The organism is Granulicatella sp. 20925_1_45 (genome assembly GCF_041433555.1).
GTDB lineage: Bacteria > Bacillota > Bacilli > Lactobacillales > Aerococcaceae > Granulicatella.
In genome coordinates this window covers 1-21,320 of sequence record NZ_JAPWBR010000002.1, presented here as the reverse complement: position 1 = coordinate 21,320, position 21,320 = coordinate 1, and the positions used below count along the sequence as shown (strand labels likewise).

Genomic DNA, 21,320 nt, shown 5'->3' with positions numbered 1-21,320 from the left:
TTTAGATAAAATTTGGTTAATATTATTTGATAAAGTGACTATTAATAACAAATAAAAATTAAAATTATATTTTTTTAAGTGCTGCGATTATGGTATAATTTAGATGAAACAAAAAAGTGGTGGTGTGTTTTATGGGGATTAAAATTAGTGAGAGTCGAGAAGAGTTAAAAAATAAATTACGAAATAGGGGCCTTTCTTTTGATGAAAAACATTTAGATGATGCTTTAAGAAGAATCAATTATTTTAATCTGTTTAATGGTATTGAGGGATTGTTTTTATCTAGTGTTTCACCTAAAAAATATGAAAATGCATCATTAGATGATTTTTTGGCAATTTATGAGTTTAATAAGAAACTAGCTAAGACCATATTAGAAATTACTGATAAAATAGAATCAAAATTAAAAAATTCAATTGCTTATCATTTTACTCAAAATAATTGCAGGAGAATTGAGGATACGATGGATTATACTATTAAAGATAATTACATAGATCCTCAATCGAGTCGGTATTCTCAGAATTATCCGTTTCAGCTATATCAAAATCATAAGATATTTTCAAATTTTGATGATTTTAAACTCTTTGATAGCCATTATTTAAGAAAATTAATTAATAATAATGATCATATCGATGCTTCTTTTTATAGCGATAATCGATATATACCAAAACCTGGAGTAACTAGGTTTAATGGCAATCCCCATGTGGCCGTTCCGTTCTGGGTTGCAATTGAAACTATGACGTTTGGTCAAATCATTTATTTACTACATTATTTAAAAGATGATGATTTAAGAAATGTAATGAGTGATTTTGATTTAGATTTGTTCTATAGAAATGCTTTTTTAAATATGTTAGATTTTATTAAGGATATTAGAAACGCTTGTGCGCATGGTTATTTGATTTATAGATATACATCACCAAAAAAGATTAAGATTAGTACATTTCTTGTTAATAGATTTGGATTAACACCAAGTGAAACAGGTTCGCCTCAATCTGTACTCTCATTATATGATATATTGAAGATTGTAAATTTCTTCGAATCTACAAAGCCGTTAAAGAAAGTTATTAATGGAATCTTATATAGAAATAATAAAAGATATAAAAATAAAAACAATACATTAAATAATAAACTTTTAAATAAAATGGGGAATCCGAAAAAACAAGACTGGAATATGTTAGTTTTTTCTAAATCAAATATTATTTTTAGACAAAGTTCTTGACTTTGTTTGAAAAGTGTATTAGCATGTAATCAGAAAATAATTGCTCTGATGAGCGTTAGAGAATATCAATTTTATATTGTCTTCGATAAAGATCCTCGGTAGAAATACCGAGGATCTTTTGGTTCTGTCAAGTTATTTCAGGTGTTTGTTAAATAAAACATTACTTCTTTTAATTTATAAACTAATTTAAATCTTGCAAAATCGTTTCAAATAGCGTAAAATTTATCTATTCGATGAAGAGAACAAATTGTATAAATATACTTTGTAGAGAGCCAATTATTGGTGGAAGATTGGCAGTCCCTGTTTATAGCAAGAATCATCTCTTAGAAACTTTTCTGAAATACACGATAGATTAAGAAGAGTCGCTTAAATGGCGTTAACAATTTACCAAGGCAAACAAAATATTTGTTTGTAAATTTGGGTGGTACCGCGGATATGATTTCGCCCCTGCAACTTGGCAGGGGCTTTTTTTATGCGCAACGGTCAAAAGATGAAAAAAACAGTCAAACAAAGGAGGAAATTCAATGAAGATGAAGGAAACATTGCAAATTGGGAAAACAGAATTCCCAATGCGTGGGAACTTACCAACAAAAGAACTGGATTACCAAAAAGAATGGGAAGAAGCAGACGTTTATGGACAACGTCAGAAAAAGAATGAAGGCAAACCAACATTCGTGCTTCACGATGGCCCGCCATATGCAAACGGTGCGGTTCACATGGGGCATGCCTTAAACAAGATTTCGAAGGACTTTATCGTTCGTAGTAAATCAATGAGCGGATTCCGTGCACCATTCGTACCAGGATGGGATACACACGGACTTCCAATCGAACAAGCTTTAGCAAACGCTGAAGGGGTTGACCGTAAGAAATTATCAATCGCTGAATTCCGTAAATTATGTGCGGAATACGCATTACGTCAAGTGGACAACCAACGTGCTGAATTCAAACGTTTAGGAGTTACAGGTACATGGGACAAACCATACTTAACACTTCAACCAAAATTCGAAGCAGAACAAATTCGTGTATTCGGTAAAATGGCTGAAAATGGCTATATTTACAAAGGATTAAAACCAATTTACTGGTCTCCATCAAGTGAATCTTCACTGGCGGAAGCTGAAATTGAATATAAAGACGTAGAAAGCCCATCAATCTATGTGGCGTTCAGAGTGAAAGACGGAAAAGGTGTTGTATCAGAGGATGCTTCATTTGTCATCTGGACAACTACTCCTTGGACACTTCCAGCAAACTTAGGGATCTTCGTGCATCCTGACTATGAATATGTAGAAGTGAAAACTGATAAAGGAAACTTCGTCGTAGCTAAAGAATTAGTGAACTCACTTGCTGAAACACTAGGTTGGGAATCTGTTGAAGTCTTAAAAGAATTCCGTGGAACTGAATTGGAATATGCGACAGCATGGCATCCATTCTACGAACGTGAATCTCTAGTAATGCTTGGAGACTATGTAACTCTTGATGCCGGTACTGGTTTAGTTCACTCAGCTCCTGGACACGGGGAAGACGACTTCTACTATTCACGTAAATACAACTTAGATGTATTATCACCAGTAGATAACCAAGGGCATTACACTGCAGAAGCTCCTGGTTTTGAAGGAATGTTCTATGCAAAAGCAAATAAAGTGATTACAGACTTATTAACTGAAAAAGGTGCTTTATTACACTTAAGCTATTTCGTGCATAGTTACCCACATGACTGGAGAACGAAGAAACCTGTTATCTTCCGTGCAACTCCACAATGGTTTGCGTCTATTGATGCTTTCCGTCAAGATATCTTAGATGTGATTGAAAATGATGTGAAATGGTACCACCCATCAGGTCAAGTACGTATTTACAATATGGTTCGTGACCGTGGCGACTGGGTCATCTCTCGTCAACGTGTATGGGGTGTTCCACTTCCTGTATTCTACGGTGAAAACGGAGAACCAATTATCACTCCAGAAACAATTGAGCACGTTGCGAAATTAGTGGAAGAATTCGGTTCTGATGTATGGTTCGAGCGTGAAGCAAAAGACCTATTACCAGAAGGATTCACACATCCAAGCAGTCCAACTGGCACATTTACAAAAGAAATGGACATCATGGACGTATGGTTCGACTCAGGTAGCTCACATGCTGGTGTATTAAGTATTCGTCCAGAATTAACATTCCCAGCTGATTTATACTTAGAAGGATCAGACCAATACCGTGGATGGTTCAACTCAAGTTTAACAACAAGTGTAGCGGTTCATAAACAAGCGCCTTATAAAGCAGTTCTTTCTCAAGGGTTCGTAATGGACGGAGAAGGCAAGAAGATGAGTAAATCCCTAGGAAACGTCATCTCACCTGCAAAAGAAATGCAAACAAAAGGGGCAGATATTATCCGTCTATGGGTATCTTCTGTGGACTACGAATCAGACGTACGTATCAGTACTGAAATCTTAAACCAAGTATCTGAAGCATACCGTAAGATCCGTAACACAATGCGCTTTATGTTAGCGAATACTACAGACTTCGAACCATCTAAACATGCCGTAGCATTTAAAGACCTAAGAAGTGTTGACCAATATATGATGATTCGTTTCAATGATGTTGTGAAGACAATTGAAGAAGCATATGAAAACTATGAATTCTCAACAATTTATCAAACAGTGATGAACTTCTGTACAGTTGATTTATCACAATTCTACTTAGACTTTGCAAAAGACGTTGTGTATATCGAATATGAAGATAACTATGAACGTCGTGCAATGCAAACAGTTATTTACGATATCCTAGTGAAATTAACGAAATTACTAAGCCCAATCTTAGTTCATACGAGTGAAGAAGTTTGGAAATACTTGAAGGAAGAAGAAGCTTATGTTCAATTAGCCGAATTCCCAACAGTAGAAAGCTACGAAAATACAGAAGAAGTATTAGCACAATGGGCTGAATTCTTCAAAGTTCGTAACACTGCTTTGAAAGCTTTAGAAGAAGCTCGTAATGAGAAATTAATCGGTAAGAACTTCGAAGCGAAAGTAACGCTATATCCATCTAATGAAGTTCGTACTTTGTTAGAAGGCTTAAACACAAATGTAGCTCAATTATTCATCGTCAGTGAATTAGAAGTGGCTCAAGAAGGCGTTGAAGCTCCTGCAAATGCAGTTGAAGGCGAAGGCGTGAAAGTCGTTGTTGAACATGCCAAAGGTGAAACTTGTGAACGTTGCCGTGCTGTGAAGATTGAAGTAGGAACATTAGAAGATGCTCCGACTTTATGTAATCGTTGTGCAGCAATTGTGCGTGAACACTTCCCAGAAGCATTAGTTCCTGAAGCAGAATAATAAAAATTTAACTGAGTCGAAGAAATTCGGCTCAGTTTTTTTCAAATTGTGTTCAAAAAGTAGATCTATTAGAGAGGTGAATTAGACTAATTCTAGTTAACCTCTTTTTTTAGCGTTCTATCAATGTTTTTGCCACTAAAAAGAAGGGGTTTCTGTAAATAAAAGGAAATTTTGCTCTCCATATTTTCTTTATAATTAAATCGAAATCATATTTATTTAGCATTTTAACTATACTTTTAATAGATTAATTTCATAAGTCTGTCAGGAATTTTTCTTACCCAGTTTAGATAATGTCTAATGTAGGAAAGGGATTTCAGAATTTCCTTTCTTAAAATTAAAGAAGAAATAGGAGAACAAATATGCAAAAAGTACGTAATAAACAAAAAGGTATGATTGCAGGAGCAAGAGTATTAGGAGCAAGCCTAATCCTAAGCACAAGTCTGTTAGCGCCATTCGCCACAGTCTATGCAGAAACAGGTGAAGGAAGAGTTCCTAATGTAACACTGCCAACGGATGTTCCGACAAACTATGACTTAACATGGTTTGATGAGTTTGATGGGAACAAACTCGACAGAGCAAAATGGGATTATTCTCTTTCAAGTTTCGATCCTAAAGCAAGAACGCAAATGCATTTCACAGACGACCCGGCCAATGTTTCTTTAAAAGATGGAATCCTTCATTTAACGGCACTCTATACGCCGAAGCAATTGAAGTGGAATCCAGTTACTAAAAAGAATGAATGGGTAGACCGTGAGAATACTTATAAAGATCCAAAGACGGGCCAAATGATTACTTATAAAGCACCATTTACCTCTGGTGCGATTCAAACACGTGACCGTCACGGGAAAGTCCTGACTGAATTTGTAGGTGACTTCTATGCCGAATCACGTATCAAGCTACCATTTAGTGAATCTTCATGGGCTTCCTTCTGGATGACTGGTACAAAAGGCGGAGGATCTCCAAAGAGTGGGGAGATTGATGTCTTCGAGTCTAAAGGCTATGATCCGAAATTCATTCAAGCAAATGTTCATACAGAACCGACACCAGGTAAGACTGGTCAGTATAGTGAACAACATCCGTATAAAATTCCTAATAATGGGGATACGCAAACAGATTTCCACACATATGGGGTCTTAAAAGAAGGAGATAAGGCAACTTTCTTCTATGACGGACAGGCCGTAAAAACTATTAAATATAGTGAATTGCTAAAGAACACACCATTCGTCAATAAGGATAATGGATTTATTTTACGATTAACGCATATCGTAGGTGGTTCATTCGTGAAAGACTGGGAGAAAAACGGTACTCGTAACTATACAGACGCGATTCCTTACAAAGATAGTTATAAGGATGGTAGTCGTTCAGACATGCAAATCGATTATGTTCGCGTATGGCAACCAAATGCAAAACCTGTAACAACAGAAGCGCCAACGACGACTACAACAACTACAACTGTTGCGCCAACAACGACGACAACAACAACCGTTGCTCCGACGACAACAACAACGACAACAACAACGACAACGGAAGCTCCAACGACTACAGTAGCTCCTACAACGACTGAAGCTCCTACGACAACGGAGGCACCAACAACTACAGTAGCTCCTACAACGACTGAAGCACCAACGACAACGGAGGCACCAACAACTACAGTAGCTCCTACAACGACTGAAGCTCCAACGACAACGGAGGCACCAACAACTACAGTAGCTCCTACAACGACTGAAGCACCAACGACAACGGAGGCACCAACAACTACAGTAGCTCCTACAACGACTGAAGCACCAACGACAACGGAGGCACCAACAACTACAGTAGCTCCTACGACAACAGAAGCGCCGACTACTACAGTAGCAACTACAACGACTGAAGCTCCTACGACAACAGTAGCGACAACAGAAGCTCCGGTAGTAACGACTTCAGCACCAGTGGTCACAGAGGCACCGGTAGTAACAACTTCAGCACCAGTAGTCACAGAGGCTCCAGTAGTAACGACTTCAGCACCAGTAGTCACAGAGGCTCCAGTAGTAACGACTTCAGCACCAGTAGTCACAGAGGCTCCAGTAGTAACGACTTCAGCACCAGTGGTCACAGAAGCACCAGTAGTAACAACATCTGCACCAGTGGTCACAGAAGCACCAGTAGTAACAACATCTGCACCAGTGGTTACAGAGGCTCCGGTAGTGACAACTTCTGCACCTGTAGTAACAGAAGCACCAGTAGTGACAGAAGAACCGACAACGACAACAACGACGACAGAGGCTCCAACAACGACTACAGCAACAACTGTGACAGAGGCTCCAACAACTTCAACAGAAGCACCAAGAAGTCGTGTTCGTAGAAGAAGAGCACTTCTAGATACAACGGAACAACCAACACCAACTCCCGAGGCAGAGGTTCGAGCTACAGTTGCAGAAGTTGTAGCAACAAGTGAAGTTCCTGCACCAGTAGCTGTTTTAACAAATGCCGTTGAAGACAAAGTAGCAACAGCAGAATCAAATGTTGTTGAAGACAAAGTTGTAACACCTGAAACAAATGCCGAAGCATCTGAGACACGTGTGTTAGCAACACCTCTTGCTGCTAAAGCAGAACAAGAACCAGCAAAAGAAGCTAAAGAACCATCTCCAGCGCCTGTTGCACAAGCAGCACCAGCAAAAGCGGGAGAAGATGAATTACCAAATACAGGTACTTCGATGGGAACTTTATATTTGATTCTATCAGCAGTGTTCTTAACAGGTGGAGCATTCATATTTGCTAAAAGTAAAAAATAAAACTTTTAATGAACAAGAAGGGAATTAAGCAGTGAAGGCTGTTTAATTCCTTTTTTTGCGTTATTTGATTCAGCCTCAAGTCCCATAGAAATCGGCCTTAAGTACCATGTCCCAAAATAGCCAAATGATACAATAAGTCTATAAGGAGGGAGTACCATGAAACAGTGGAATAGACTTCTCAAATTAGTATTGTTTGTATTCATAACGCGTTACTTTATGAGTCATATTTACGGGTCATCTGTAAGGCTGTTATTTTCACTTCTCGTACTAGCAAGTATCTTTTTCTTCATGCTATTTCCAGAAGAAATGGAAGTGAAATCGATCTTTGGCAAAACAAAGAGACCGTTAGATAAAACCTCTAGTAAGGTGCAAAAACGATATGAACAATCCGGATTATCTAAGCAGGAAATCGATTATTTTAGACAAAAAATGTCAGTGGTGAAGACACAAATTCAAGAGATTGATGAGACAATTCAAAGTCTTACAAAGCTAAGAATTATTAGTAATCGATATAACACTACAGTAACGATGAAAGATTATTTCAAAGAATTAGTGGCACACCCTGAGAAGCTTCCAGAAGCCAACTTGTTCGTTCATACATGCGTACCGTCATTAAACGAAATGACGAAAGTCTATAAAGAATTGAGTGAGCAACCGGTAAAAGGAAGCGAAACGTATCAAACACTACAAGAATTAGGAGAAAAAATCGATCTCGTCTGCGCAACGCTGGAAGAGGATTACTTACATTTCCAAGAGGATAAAATCAAAAAATCTGAAGCAGAGATGGATTACGTGAATCGTACGATAAAGGAGTAGAAAAAATGACTGAACAAAAATCAATGGTAGATGCACTCATTCAAAACCCATTTGGAGAAGACGTAGTAAAAAATACGACATTGCAAGATGTGGCAAGTGATTTTCCACAAGAACAACTAGATGCTAAACGTGCGCTGGTAGATACTTTGCCAGAAAAACAACAAGAACAAGCACGTGCTCTTGCAAAACAAATCGATGAAAAGAACATGCAGGCCATCATTAGTTATGGTGCTGGCGCGCAAAAGCAACTTGGTGAATTCTCTCATTCGATGCTGGCTCATGTGCAAAATAAAGATACAGGAGAAATCGGCGATACGCTCAATGAGTTGATGATGCGACTCAACGAGACAAACCCAAACGACCTTGTGGCACAAGATTCGAACATCTTCCGTAAAATCTTTGGGCGCGTGAAGAAGTCGATTTACGAAATGCAATTAAAATACCAAGAAGTCGGTTCTCAAGTGGATAAGATTGCAGTGCGATTAGACCATGAAAAGAATGGATTATTAAACGACAACTTGTCACTGGAACAATTGTACCAACGTAATAAGGAATTCTTCGAGGCGTTAAGTATTTATATCGCTGCTGGGGAATTGAAGATTGAAGAGTTGCAACAAAAACTGATTCCTGAAGCGATGCAAAAGGCGCAAGAGTCCGGAGCCCAAATGGATGTGCAAGTCGTCAACGACTTACATCAATTCTTAGATCGTCTTGAAAAGAGAAATCATGACTTGAAATTGACGCGTCAAATGACCATCCAGCAAGCACCACAAATTCGCTTGATTCAAAATACGAATCAAACCTTGGCGGAAAAAATTCAATCTTCCATTACGACAACGATTCCTTTATGGAAGAACCAAATTGCCATTGCGATGACATTGCTTCGCCAAAAGGATGCCGTGACAGCGCAACGTCAAGTGTCTGAAACGACAAATCAATTGATTCAAAAGAACTCTGAAATGTTGAAGATTTCTACGATTGAAACAGCTCGTGAAAATGAACGCGGTATTATCGATCTTGAAACCCTTCAAAAGACACAACAAGACTTGATTGAAACATTAGAAGAAACGATTCTCATTCAACAAGAAGGCCGTCAAAAACGTAGAAAAGCCGAATACGAATTGACGCAAATGGAACAAGAACTCCGCGAAAACTTACTCGTTTTAAGTCAAAAAGAAAAACGAGTGAAGGAAGAAATGCGAGGTTAATAATGATAGAAATCTTTACCTTTTATTCCTGAATAAGGACTGGAGGGTAAAGATTTTTTTGTGTTTCAAGAGGTTTGTGTAATGTTTCAATTCGTTAACAAAATGATAAACTTCGCCGTGAACCTTGATATTTTGGCTAACATTATTTAAAATAGGATGAAAGGAAAAAAATAATATTTAATGAGGTGAAAAAATGCACGTATGGGTCGTAGTTCTCGCGTTATTAGCATTAGCAGTATTTTTCTTATTCATTTCACTATTCTTAAAGGATAACCACAATGAAGAAGAAATCGATGAATTAGCAGAAGGTTTATTAGAATTAAACCGTGAAGTATATTCATTAAAGAAAAAAATTCAAGAATTAGAAGGAACAACTGTATACAAAGGACCATCAGTTGAACCAACTTATGAAGAAGTTCGCGCTGCAAAAACAGCAGAAGTTCGTGTAGCTGAAAAACCAGAACCAGTAGCTGAAGAAACAGAAGCAGTGGAAGAAGCAACTGCAGAAGAATCTGGTCGCTTACACAATGTAACGAAACAACAAATCATTACATTATTCAGCCACGGTAATTCAGTAGAATCAATTTCTGAACAATTAAACGTACCTGTTTCAACAGTACAATTGGTAATCGATAATTATTTTGAAGCAGATGCAAATTAAGGAGGAAGAACATGAGTAAAACGAAATTTCGTTCTTTAGGAATGGGCTTCTTATTAGCAGCGTTAATTTTAGCATTGGTTACTGTGATTTGGCCTTTTGTACCACAATCATTAAAGAGCCAATTAGATGCAGTGAATTTGCCAATCGTTTCTGAAGGAGCAAATGAAGCAAGCTATAAAGCCGCTTACGAGTCTTTATTAGCTGAAAAAGAATCTGGTAGCAAAGCGTCTACATCAAGTGCTAAAGCTACTTCACAAGCTTCAACAACTGAAGCAGCAACTACACAATCTTCAAAACCTGTATCTATTACAGTTGAAGAAGGAGAATCATCAAATGATGTTGCCGATAAATTAGAAAAAGCAGGATTAGTTAAGAGTGCTAAAGAGTTCGTAGATTACTTAACAACAAATAACATTGCTGATAAGATCTGGACTGGTACTTTCGAAATTAAACCAGGAAGTTCTAATGAAGAAATCGCTCGTGCAATCGGAGCGTTACAATAATAGACATGAATCAGTGTTACAGTCGAAAGGCTGTAACACTTTTTTTGATTTAAATTAAAGTTTTCTGAAAATTAGATGAAAACTGTGGTACAATGGGAGTACGACTTTAGAAAGTGGAGTGAGAATATGATTGAAAGAAGTCAAGTAGATGTAAATCAAACATGGGACTTAACTCATTTGTTTGAAACAGAAGAAGCTTTTAACGAAGCGTTAGAAGACCTTAAAGGAAAAGTAGAGGCTTTCCAAAAAGAATACGAAGGGCAAATTACAACAGCACCTCAAGTAAATGCTGGTTTAGCAACTTACCGTGCCTTATTAGAACAACGTGGTCAAATTTCTGCGTATTGCAACCTTGCTGTGAGCGCGAATACAAGAGATAAAGAAGCGCAAACACGTGCTGCTCAAACACGTACAGTGTTAGCGGGATTAGATGCCAAATTAAGTTTCTTTGAATCTGAATTAAGTCAATTGGATGATGCAGTATTAGAAGAAGCACGCGCGAATAAAGAAGATGCTTTATATATCGAACGTCTCTTAGAAGATAAAAAACATTTATTATCAAAAGACGTGGAAGCAACTCTAGCAGCTTTAGGAAATACATTAGATGCTGGCTACCAAGCGTACAACGATATTAAATTCAAAGATATTCATTTCCCAGACGTAGAAGCAGACGGACAAGTGATTCCGATGACATACAACAGCTTTGAAGGCCGTATGCAATCAGAACCAAATACAGCAATTCGTCGTGAAGCGTTCAAAGTATTTAGCGACACATTACGCAAATATCAACATAGCACCGCTTCAGCGTATAACACACAAATTCAAAAAGAAAAAACAATGGCAACATTGCGTGGGTTTGATTCAGTATTTGACTACTTACTAGACCGTCAAAAAGTTTCTCGTGAACTATATGACCGTCAAATCGATGTCATCATGGAAGAATTAGCGCCACATATGCGTAAATTCGCACGTCTCATCAAAGAAATCTATCAATTAGACGAAATACGCTATGAAGACTTGAAACTGGAAGTAGATCCAACTTATGCAGCCAAAGTAACGTATGATGAAGCTAAACAATATATCTTAGAAGGATTAGCACCTCTAGGCGAAGGTTACCTCAAAATTATGAAGGAAGCCTTCGATAACCGTTGGATTGACTACGCTGAAACAATTGGTAAACGCACTGGTGCGTTCTGTTCATCACCATACGGGGCAAACTCATTTATCTTAATGTTCTTTACAGAAGATATGAATGATTGTATGACACTAGCGCATGAATTAGGACACGCAGGACACTTCCAACTAGCGTACAAAAACCAAAATATTCTAGATGGTCGTCCAAGCATGTACTTTGTGGAAGCTCCATCAACTACAAACGAATTATTGGTTGAGTTCTACTTGAAGAACAAAGCAGGAGATGATTTACGTATGAAGCGTTGGATTTCATCTCAAATGGTCGCTAAAACTTACTACCATAACTTTGTGACTCACTTATTAGAAGCGTACTTCCAACGCGAAGTATACCGCTTAGTAGACGCAGGTAAGAGCTTAGACGCGGATACATTGAATCATTTATTCAAAGAAACATTGGCGAAATTCTGGGGACCAGAAGTGGTTCTTACAGAAGGTGCAGAGTTAACATGGATGCGTCAACCGCACTATTACATGGGACTTTACTCATACACTTACTCAGCTGGGTTAACAATCGGTACACAAGTGGCGAAAATGATTCAAAAAGATTCAAGTGTCGCAAATACTTGGGTAGAAGTATTGAAGATGGGCGGAACGAAGAGCGCAGAAGAGCTTGCGAAAGCAGCAGGCGTCGATGTCTCTACAGATGCACCGCTGAAAGATACGATTGCTACAATCGGTGGATTAATCGACGAAATCGTAGAAATTACAAAACAATTGAATGCATAAAAATAAAGGTCAGCAAGGAGTTTTCCTTACTGACCTTTTTTCGCTTTTGGTTATTGGTTTGACTGTGACACAATCAGTTGAACAGATCCGTTAATGGCTAGTTCAGGTGTTCCAGAAGGCAGAATAAAGGAATCTGCTTTTTGGATTGGATACTCGATTCCGTCGACTGTGAGTGTTCCTTTTCCGTCTAACACCGTCACAAGGTGATAAGTAGAAGAGAGGGCATCGCTGTAGTCGCCGTTGATATCGTATTTCCAAACCGTAAAGAATTTGTTCTCCACAAAAGTCGTTCTTGTTCCATTGTCAGTCGTCATCACGTGTTGGTTAGTTGTTGGGACACTGTGCGGAATGGTTGTGACATCTTTTGTTTGTTGGATATGCAGTGGACGAGGATTTCCAGCATCGTCGGTACGGTTGTAGTCATAGACGCGGTAAGTCGTGTCTGAATTTTGTTGCGTCTCAAGAATCACAATACCGCCACCAATGGCGTGAATCGTACCACTTGGAACATCGAAGAAGTCGCCAGCTTTAACAGGAACTTCGGTAAATAGCTCGCTCCAAGCTTCATTGTCGATTTTCTCTGCAAATTCTTCAGGAGTCATCGCCGTATGTCCATAGACAATTTTTGCGCCTGGCTCAGCTTGAACCACATACCAACATTCATTCTTTCCATATTCGCCTTCATGTTCTAGCGCATACTCGTCATCTGGATGCACTTGAATCGATAAGTCATCGGACGCATCGAGCAACTTAATGAGAAGAGGAAAGCTTGCTAACTGTTGCCCATTGAAGAGTTCAGGATGAGCTTTATAGAGTTCATCTAACCCTAGTCCTGCATATTTTGCAGGGCTTTTTATCGTTGAAATCCCATTGGGATGTGCGCTAATAATCCATGCTTCACCTGTCTTATCAGAAGGTAGAGTGAAGTTAAAGAGCGTATGCAATTTCGTTCCACCCCAGATTTTCTCTTGAAGTACGGCATTTAAAAAGATTGGTGTTGTCATCGTTGTGCCTCCTATGAAGAATGTCTTAGTGCAAATGAATTGAATTCAAATAGATCGTATCTGTGTCGGCTAATCGAGTACTCAAATGGAGTGCCATTATCTAAGTAGGCTACTTGTTCTACTTCGAAGACGGGTTCTGTCGGAAGTAACTGTAAGTATTTTTGTTCATCTTCAGAACTTGGCGCTGCACGCAAGATTTTTGTGGCACTCGCGATTCGTAAGCCTAGTTTGCCTTCGATATATTGATAAATAGAGTCTAATAGAACTTCTTCAGTAATTCCTGGAATGACGCTCGTACTCATATAGGTTTGCTCTAATACATACGGTTTACCGTCGATGATGCGAAGTCGGTGAATATTATAAACAGGACTTTGCACCGGTACTTGTAATTTTTCTGCAAGGAATTCAGAAGCAAATTCTAATTTAAAATGAATGATTTTTGATTCAACAGTAGAGTGTGTATCCTCAGAAATTTTCGTGAGTCCTTTAATATCGCGTTCTGGAACGATAAGTTTTCGCTTAGACGTGCCGCGAGAGAGGACAAAGGTACCTTGGCCGCGTTTTCTAAAGATAAGCCCTTCGGAAACGAGTAAGTCTAATGCTTTCTTGACCGTCATTCGACTGCTATTAAATTCTTTCGTTAATGTGATTTCATCGGGTAATTGTTGGTTAATGGCGTATTCGTTACTTAAAATCTTTTCACGAATCGCATGGTAAATCTGTAAATACTTTACGCTCATCGAATGTCATCCTTTCTCTAAACTAGCTATATTATAACAAATGTAGAATGAATAGGCAAAATCGACAATTTGAATACTATTTATAATTATTGTCTAGACAAATAAATAAAATGTGATATACTATATGTGAAAGAGTTTACAGAAAGGAGGTTAATTATGAAGAAACAATTGCGTTTCCCTCAAGGGTTCTGGTGGGGTGCTGCTTCAAGTGGACCGCAGACAGAAGGACAATTCGATAAGGCACATGAAAATGTGATGGATTACTGGTTTAGAACTGATCCAGAAGCTTTCTTTAATGGCGTCGGTCCGGATGTGGCGAGTGATTTTTATCATACGTATTCTGAAGATTTTCGTTTGATGAAGGAGATTGGATTTAATTCATTCCGTACATCGATTCAATGGAGCCGTTTGATTAAAGACTTCGAAACGGGTGAAGCTGATCCAAAGGCTGTGGAATTTTACAACGCTGTTATTGAAGAAGCGAAGAAAAACGATATTGAACTTGTATTGAATTTACATCATTTCGATTTGCCAGTTGAATTGCTTCAACAATACGGCGGCTGGGAAAGTAAACATGTCGTGGACTTATTCGTGAAGTTTGCAAAGACTGCATTTGAATGTTTTGGTGATAAGATTCATTACTGGACAACTTTCAATGAGCCAATGGTCATTCCGGAAGCAGGATACTTATATGCATTCCATTATCCAAACCTAAAAGGGAAAGGGAAAGAAGCTGTTCAAGTGATTTATAATCTAAATCTTGCAAGTGCCAAAGTGATTCAACTCTATCACTCATTAGGCTTGGATGGCAAGATTGGGATTATTTTAAACTTAACACCTGCTTACCCAAGAAGTGATGCTCCAGAAGATTTAGCAGCAAGTCAATTTACAGATGATTTCTTTAACAGAGTCTTCTTGAATCCAGCGGTGAAGGGAACATTCCCTGAAACCTTGGTGAAAAGACTAGAGGAGGACGGCGTGTTATGGAGTCATACTGAAGAGGAATTGCAGCTCATTCAAGAAAATACAGTCGATTTTCTTGGAGTGAATTACTATCATCCAAAACGTGTTCAGGCGCAGCCAAATCCAGAGGAGTACAAAACACCTTGGATGCCAGATCAATACTTTAAAGAGTATGAATGGCCTGAACGTCGCATGAATCCATATCGTGGATGGGAAATCTTCCCGAAAGCCATTTATGATATCGCCATGATTGTGAAGGAAGAATATGGCAATATCCCATGGTTCATTAGTGAGAACGGTATGGGTGTGGAAAACGAAGGTCGCTTCATTGGAGAAGATGGAGTCATCGATGATGTGTATCGTATTGAATTTTACGAAGAACATCTCACTTGGCTACATAAAGCGATTGAAGAAGGTAGCAACTGTTTTGGATATCATACATGGACTGCTTTTGATTGCTGGTCTTGGAATAATGCCTACAAGAATCGCTACGGATTTATTTCTGTAGATTTAGAAACGCAAAAGAGAACTATCAAGAGTAGTGGAAGATGGTACCGTAACGTTAGTGACAATAACGGATTTGAAGTAGAAGTAGAGGAATAAAGAGAGGAGATATTCAGATGAAAAACTCAAAATTTATTGACAAATTTGCCGCATTTGCTGGTAGACTGGGGAACCAAATTCATTTAAAAACCCTCAGAGATGCATTCGCAACAGTAATGCCATTATATATTTTGGCAGGGTTAATCGTTCTTTTGAACAACACAGTCTTTAAGTGGATTTTCCAAGGGGATACATTAACAAAATTCCAATATTGGGGAATTACAATTGCAAACGGTACTTTAAGTATTTCAGGTATTATTATTGCCGTAATGGTTGGTTATTTCTTAGCGAAAAACAGAGATTTTGAAAACCCATTGGCAGCATCAATGCTATCATTAGTTTCTTTAATTGTTATGATGCCAAATACAGTTTCTGCTGTTCCTGATGGCGCAAAAGATGCCGTGAATATTTCAGGTGTTCTTTCATTTAACAACACAGGGACAGGCGCAATGTTCGCAGGGGTTATCGTAGCGATTATTGCAACAGAACTATTCATCAAATTATCAAGTGTCAAAGCATTGCAAATTAATCTTGGGGACAACATTCCACCAGCAGTTGGTAAATCATTCAGCGTATTACTTCCAGTAATGACAGTTATTTCATTATTCGGGGTAGTTTCAGCATTATTATTCAACATGTTTGGAACAAACTTAATCTCAATTATTACAGTCTTCATCCAAGAACCAATTCGTCATATTGGTACAAGCTTAATTGGGGTAATCATTATTTACTCTCTAGGAAATATGTTATGGCTATTTGGTATTCACCAAGCAGTTATTTACAGTGCAATTCTAGAACCATTACTATTAATTAACATCACTGAAAACATCGCTGCTGCAAACAATGGACAAGCGATTCCACACATCATCAACTTATCTCAAGTTCAAACATTTGCGTTAATGGGTGGTAGTGGATCTACATTATGTTTATTAGTGGCAACATTCTTAGTGAGCCGCAACGCTGCTTCTAAAAACGTGGCTAAATTATCATTTGGACCTGGACTCTTCAATATCAATGAACCAGTATTATTCGGTTATCCAATCGTTTATAACATTTCATTAGCGATTCCATTTATCGCTGTTCCAGCTCTTGGTATTTTAATCAGCTACTTAGCAACAGCTGCAGGCTTCATGAGTCCAGCATTTGTACAAGTTCCTTGGACAACACCAGTCTTCTTAAATGCATGGCTAGCAACAGCAGGGGACTTCAGAGCAATTCTAGTTCAATTAGTCATCTTTGCACTTGGAGTTCTTCTATACATTCCATTTATCAAAGTAAATGATAAAGTAGTTGAACAAGAAATGAAGGGATAAGATTATGAAACAAATTTTATTAGTATGTAACGCGGGAATGTCGACGAGTATGCTTGTTAAAAAGATGCAACAAAGTGCGACTGAACGTGGGATTGAAGTTTCTATCGAAGCAAAATCCATTACAGAAGCGAAAAAGAATATCCATGAAGCAGATGTTATTCTCATTGGACCACAAATTCGTTACGAGTTGCCTGCAGTAAAAGAAATCGCAGGAGATATTCCAGTAGATGCCATTGATATGCGTGACTACGGAATGATGAACGGTCCTAAAGTATTAGATCAAGCTTTGGCATTGATAGGAGAATAATATGACAGAAGAAATGGAACTCATCTGTTTCCAGTTGATTGCCAATAGTGGTGCAGCCAAATCTTGTTTTGTAGAAGCGATTCAAGCGGCTAAAAAAGGATTGTTTGAAGATGCTAAAGCAAAACTTGTGGAAGCAGAAGAAGCCTTCGTTGAGGCGCATAAAATTCACGCAGAGCTCATTCAAAAAGAGGCCAGCGGAGAAAAAACAGAATTTTCATTGCTGTTCATGCATGCCGAGGACCAAATGGCTTCAACCGAAATCGTTCAATTGTTAGCTCAAGAGTTGATTGAGCTTTATCGTGAACGATACGAACAAAAGTGATTTATAAGAACACAGATTGGCATCTCTGCTGATCTGTGTTTTTTATTGACTTTCCTTCTTAGAAAGAAAAGATTCCGTAGAAGATTACGGATTCTATAATAGCAGTAACGTGCGACGCATTAAATGCGAATTAGGAGGTGTAGGAATTCATTTCGTACACCTCCTTTGAGGCTTTAAAGGTGAGAGACTTAGGCTCGAACCGGTGCAACGTTACAGCTATTATGAAGATATCCGTAAGGATTCGAAGGAATCTTTCTTTTTGTTGAGAATAGACATTCATAAGAAACAGAATCATTAAGAAATACCTAAATCCTTTTAAATCGCGTGAATTCAATGATAAAATAAACTGACATCAACCGTGGAGGAACATATGGAAGACAAAAAATTATTTATGAATACATATACAGGGCTCGTGTTTAATCCGCTTGAAATGGTTCCAGACAACGTAGCCATTGAAGATATTGCTCATGCCTTAAGTATGATGTGTCGAGGAAACGGACATCTTCGTTTCTTTTATTCAGTAGGATTACATAGCATTAATTGTGCCCAAGAAGCGATTGCCAGAGGTTACCAAACAGGAACCGTCCTTGCATGTTTACTACATGATGCGACTGAAGCGTATATCGCTGACTTAATTCGTCCTGTGAAAAATCAATTGCCAGAGTACGAAATCATGGAAAATAATCTGTTCGAAGTGATTAAAGAGAAATTCTTCCTGCAACATTTAGAAGAAAAAGAATGGGCGAAAGTGTGGGCAATTGATCATGAAATGCTCTCTAATGAATTGCCAATCATTTTAACGGATGAACCGATAATGGAAAAAGCGCCATTACTCAGCAGTCCAATTCTCCAAGAAAGAAGCATGCGAGCGGTCGAACTCGAATTCTTGAAGTTATTTACCGAACTCTTCGAGACGTATCAAAAAGACGTGAAGAACTTGAAACGCGCTCAGCAAAAGAGAGAACTAGAGGCGATGACGCCAGGAAAACGCCGCGCGGAAGAAAAACGAGTGGTAGAATGGCTAAAAGGAATGCCGCAATGGATTGAGGCCAAGACGGTCGGCTTAACGATGCCGATGCGAATGGAATTCCAATTAGATTTAATCGTTCAAGAGGCTAGAAGCGCTGGAAAAACAATATTTGTTCCTGTGACGATGCCAGATAAGACGTTGGTATTTGTCGAATGGAATGAACAAACAACCTTTAAACGTACTTCATATGGGGTACTAGAACCAGTCATCGATAGTACGCATCCGCTATTTGAAGCTAAAGACCTTGATTTAATCATTGTTCCTGGACTACTTTATAGTACGAAAGGAGACCGTATTGGCTTTGGTGGAGGCTACTATGATAGAACCTTACAGAAGGTAGACGATTATCGCATCATCTCATTAGCCTATACGACACAGGTGACGCCTGTTGCCGACTGGCCGGTATTTGAAACGGATATTCATATTCCAACGATTATAACAAGTGAAGGAGTGGTTCGAGATGTTTAAGATTAACCCTTGGAAATTAGAACGCATGAAGCGCAACTTTAATGAGAGTTTCAGCTTTACTTATTTATTTTTAGCGATTCAAGCAGCGCTGTTTATCGTAATGACGCTTGCAGGTGGTAGCACGAATGGACAAGTTCTTGTTAATTTCGGGGCGAAATTCAATCCATATATCATTCATCAACATGAATATTATCGATTCTTAACGCCAATTTTCTTACATATTGGACTGGAACATATTTTATTTAATAGCGTGTTCTTATATATGATTGGTCGTCAGATGGAGTACGAAATTGGGCACTGGAGATTCCTTGCGGTGTATCTGTTATCAGGAATTATGGGGAACCTTGCAAGTTTTGCATTCTCATCTAGCATTTCAGCTGGGGCAAGTACGGCGCTCTTTGGACTCATGGGAGCTGTTGTTTATTTATCAAGAAAACACGGCTACATTCGTTCTTTTAGGCAAATGGGCGTGCAATACGCAGGACTGATCATTATCAATATTGTCCTTGGATTTATTAATTCAGCCGTCGATAACTATGGACACTTAGGAGGACTCGTTGGTGGGTACTTAGTGATGATGGCGATTAGCTTCAGAGGGGACCGCCTGACGAAACCTGCTTCACGCATTGCGGGAATCGTTGCGTATTTTGTCATCGCAATTTTACTTTTTGCACTAGGAATGAAAAGATAATGCTGTTATAATGTAAGCATATACAAGTTTCATGGAGTGAATACAATGGAAAAGAAAATTATTGGTATTGATTTAGGTGGGACTTCCATCAAATTTGCGATTATTTCACTAGCAGGTGAAGTTCAACAAAAATGGTCGATTCCTACCAACATTTTAGACGAAGGAAGCCACATTGTGGACGATATTATCGATTCAATTCGTCATCGATTAGACTTATTAGGACTAACAAATGAAAACTTTGCTGGTATAGGGATGGGTTCTCCAGGTGTTGTTGACAGAGAGAAGGGTACAGTTATTGGTGCCTACAACTTAAACTGGAAAACATTACAACCTTTGAAAGAAAAAATTGAAGGAGCACTTGACATTCCGTTCTTCATCGACAATGATGCTAACGTAGCAGCACTTGGTGAAAAATGGATGGGTGCTGGTGGAGACCAACCAGACGTAACCTTCTTTACACTTGGAACAGGTGTTGGCGGTGGAATTATCGCTGAAAACCGTCTGATTCATGGTGTAGCGGGCGCTGGCGGGGAGCTTGGACACATCGCCGTTGATTTCAGTGAACGACCTTTTGCATGTACTTGCGGTAAAAAAGGCTGTCTTGAAACGGTAGCAAGTGCCACTGGTATTGTGAACTTAGCACGTCGTTATGCTGACGAATATGCTGGGGATTCAGAGTTGAAAGCAAGAATTGACGATGGACAAGACGTGAGTGCAAAAGATGTATTTGATTTAGCAAAACAAAACGATCCACTCGCATTAATCGTGATTCGTCATTTCTCAAAATACTTAGGAATTGCATGTTCACACGTTGCGAATATGTTAAATCCATCCTTCATCGTTATCGGTGGTGGAGTGAGCGCTGCAGGAGAATTCTTGTTAGAAGGCGTTCGTAAAGAATATGAACAATTAGTATTCCCACAAGTTCGCGAAACAACACACTTACGTTTAGCAGAACTTGGGAACGATGCAGGAGTCATTGGAGCAGCTTCTTTAGTGCTTTTGAAAGATTAGAAGAAACATGATACAATATCTCTTGTCTGATTAAAATTATTTTTGAAGGAGTTTAGTCTCATGTGGAGTATTATTATGGGTCTATTATTGGCCTACGGAATTTACTTATTTGTATTAATCTGGATGCGTCAATCATCTGCTAAAGTGGTTAGCGCTGAAGAATTCGGAAAGGATTTACGTCACGGACAATTAATCGATGTACGTGAAAAAGATGAATTCAAAGCAGCTCATATTTTAGGAGCGCGTAACATTCCTTATTCTCAATTTAAAGAACGTTACATGGAATTACGTAAAGACCAACCAATCTATTTATATGAAGAAGGCGTGTCAATTGCTGGTCGTTGTGCTTACCGTCTAAAGAAAAATGGATATACAAATATTTTCATTTTAAAACATGGCTTCGAAGCATGGAACGGTAAAGTGAAAAAAAGAGAAAACTAATATGAAAAAGAGCTAGT

18 protein-coding genes and 1 other annotated feature are annotated in these 21,320 nt (G+C 38.5%); of the genes, 16 read left to right on the top strand and 2 right to left on the bottom strand.

Annotated elements, in window-relative coordinates:
- Positions 1-131 precede the first annotated feature (131 nt).
- From O3798_RS01050 to pepF, 8 genes are all read left to right on the top strand, one after another.
- Positions 132-1,214, top strand: a complete 1,083-nt coding sequence (locus O3798_RS01050) for an Abi family protein (protein WP_371462594.1) — start codon at positions 132-134, stop codon at positions 1,212-1,214.
- 224 nt (positions 1,215-1,438) lie between these two features.
- Positions 1,439-1,666: a binding site (T-box leader), on the top strand.
- Between the two features lie 72 nt (positions 1,667-1,738).
- Positions 1,739-4,528, top strand: coding sequence for an isoleucine--tRNA ligase (gene ileS / locus O3798_RS01045; protein WP_371462592.1), 2,790 nt, complete (start codon positions 1,739-1,741; stop codon positions 4,526-4,528).
- 359 nt (positions 4,529-4,887) lie between these two features.
- The gene (locus O3798_RS01040) at positions 4,888-7,299 is read left to right on the top strand and encodes a family 16 glycosylhydrolase (RefSeq protein ID WP_371462590.1); all 2,412 of its coding nucleotides are present in this window, start codon (positions 4,888-4,890) and stop codon (positions 7,297-7,299) included.
- 156 nt (positions 7,300-7,455) lie between these two features.
- Positions 7,456-8,115 carry a 5-bromo-4-chloroindolyl phosphate hydrolysis family protein gene (locus O3798_RS01035; protein WP_371462588.1) on the top strand — a complete coding sequence of 220 codons (660 nt, stop codon included), beginning with the start codon at positions 7,456-7,458 and terminating at the stop codon, positions 8,113-8,115.
- A gap of 5 nt (positions 8,116-8,120) precedes the next feature.
- Positions 8,121-9,323, top strand: a complete 1,203-nt coding sequence (locus O3798_RS01030; RefSeq protein WP_371462586.1) for a toxic anion resistance protein — start codon at positions 8,121-8,123, stop codon at positions 9,321-9,323.
- Between the two features lie 193 nt (positions 9,324-9,516).
- Positions 9,517-9,984, top strand: a complete 468-nt coding sequence (locus O3798_RS01025) for a helix-turn-helix domain-containing protein (RefSeq protein WP_371462584.1) — start codon at positions 9,517-9,519, stop codon at positions 9,982-9,984.
- An 11-nt stretch (positions 9,985-9,995) separates the two neighbouring features.
- Positions 9,996-10,487, top strand: coding sequence for a hypothetical protein (locus O3798_RS01020; protein ID WP_371445925.1), 492 nt, complete (start codon positions 9,996-9,998; stop codon positions 10,485-10,487).
- A gap of 126 nt (positions 10,488-10,613) precedes the next feature.
- Positions 10,614-12,407, top strand: coding sequence for an oligoendopeptidase F (gene pepF, locus O3798_RS01015; protein WP_371462582.1), 1,794 nt, complete (start codon positions 10,614-10,616; stop codon positions 12,405-12,407).
- Between the two features lie 50 nt (positions 12,408-12,457).
- On the opposite strand, the gene O3798_RS01010 is transcribed toward pepF, so the two are convergent.
- Together O3798_RS01010 and O3798_RS01005 are read right to left on the bottom strand one after the other, a co-directional pair.
- The gene (locus tag O3798_RS01010; protein ID WP_371462580.1) at positions 12,458-13,411 is read right to left on the bottom strand and encodes a type I phosphomannose isomerase catalytic subunit; all 954 of its coding nucleotides are present in this window, start codon (positions 13,409-13,411) and stop codon (positions 12,458-12,460) included.
- An 11-nt stretch (positions 13,412-13,422) separates the two neighbouring features.
- Positions 13,423-14,151: a GntR family transcriptional regulator gene (locus tag O3798_RS01005; protein ID WP_371445920.1), complete on the bottom strand. Its 729-nt coding sequence runs from the start codon at positions 14,149-14,151 to the stop codon at positions 13,423-13,425.
- 156 nt (positions 14,152-14,307) lie between these two features.
- Between O3798_RS01005 and O3798_RS01000 the strand changes: the two genes are divergently transcribed.
- The 8 genes from O3798_RS01000 (at position 14,308) to O3798_RS00965 (ending at position 21,303) form a co-directional block, all read left to right on the top strand.
- A complete protein-coding gene (locus O3798_RS01000; RefSeq protein ID WP_371462578.1) occupies positions 14,308-15,717 on the top strand; it encodes a glycoside hydrolase family 1 protein in 1,410 nt (469 codons plus the stop codon).
- Between the two features lie 17 nt (positions 15,718-15,734).
- Positions 15,735-17,030 carry a PTS sugar transporter subunit IIC gene (locus tag O3798_RS00995; protein WP_371462576.1) on the top strand — a complete coding sequence of 432 codons (1,296 nt, stop codon included), beginning with the start codon at positions 15,735-15,737 and terminating at the stop codon, positions 17,028-17,030.
- A 4-nt stretch (positions 17,031-17,034) separates the two neighbouring features.
- Positions 17,035-17,337, top strand: a complete 303-nt coding sequence (locus tag O3798_RS00990) for a PTS sugar transporter subunit IIB (protein ID WP_048710215.1) — start codon at positions 17,035-17,037, stop codon at positions 17,335-17,337.
- Position 17,338: 1 nt separating this feature from the next.
- Positions 17,339-17,659, top strand: coding sequence for a PTS lactose/cellobiose transporter subunit IIA (locus O3798_RS00985; RefSeq protein ID WP_371462574.1), 321 nt, complete (start codon positions 17,339-17,341; stop codon positions 17,657-17,659).
- Positions 17,660-18,029: 370 nt separating this feature from the next.
- Positions 18,030-19,157: a 5-formyltetrahydrofolate cyclo-ligase gene (locus tag O3798_RS00980; RefSeq protein WP_371462572.1), complete on the top strand. Its 1,128-nt coding sequence runs from the start codon at positions 18,030-18,032 to the stop codon at positions 19,155-19,157.
- Positions 19,150-19,848, top strand: a complete 699-nt coding sequence (locus O3798_RS00975) for a rhomboid family intramembrane serine protease (protein WP_371445913.1) — start codon at positions 19,150-19,152, stop codon at positions 19,846-19,848. The genes O3798_RS00980 and O3798_RS00975 overlap by 8 nt, the downstream gene beginning before the upstream one ends.
- Positions 19,849-19,893: 45 nt before the next feature.
- Positions 19,894-20,862 (top strand): ROK family glucokinase, encoded by a 969-nt coding sequence (locus O3798_RS00970; protein ID WP_371462570.1) that lies wholly within the window; start codon positions 19,894-19,896, stop codon positions 20,860-20,862.
- Between the two features lie 60 nt (positions 20,863-20,922).
- The gene (locus O3798_RS00965; RefSeq protein WP_371462568.1) at positions 20,923-21,303 is read left to right on the top strand and encodes a rhodanese-like domain-containing protein; all 381 of its coding nucleotides are present in this window, start codon (positions 20,923-20,925) and stop codon (positions 21,301-21,303) included.
- Positions 21,304-21,320: the final 17 nt, after the last annotated feature.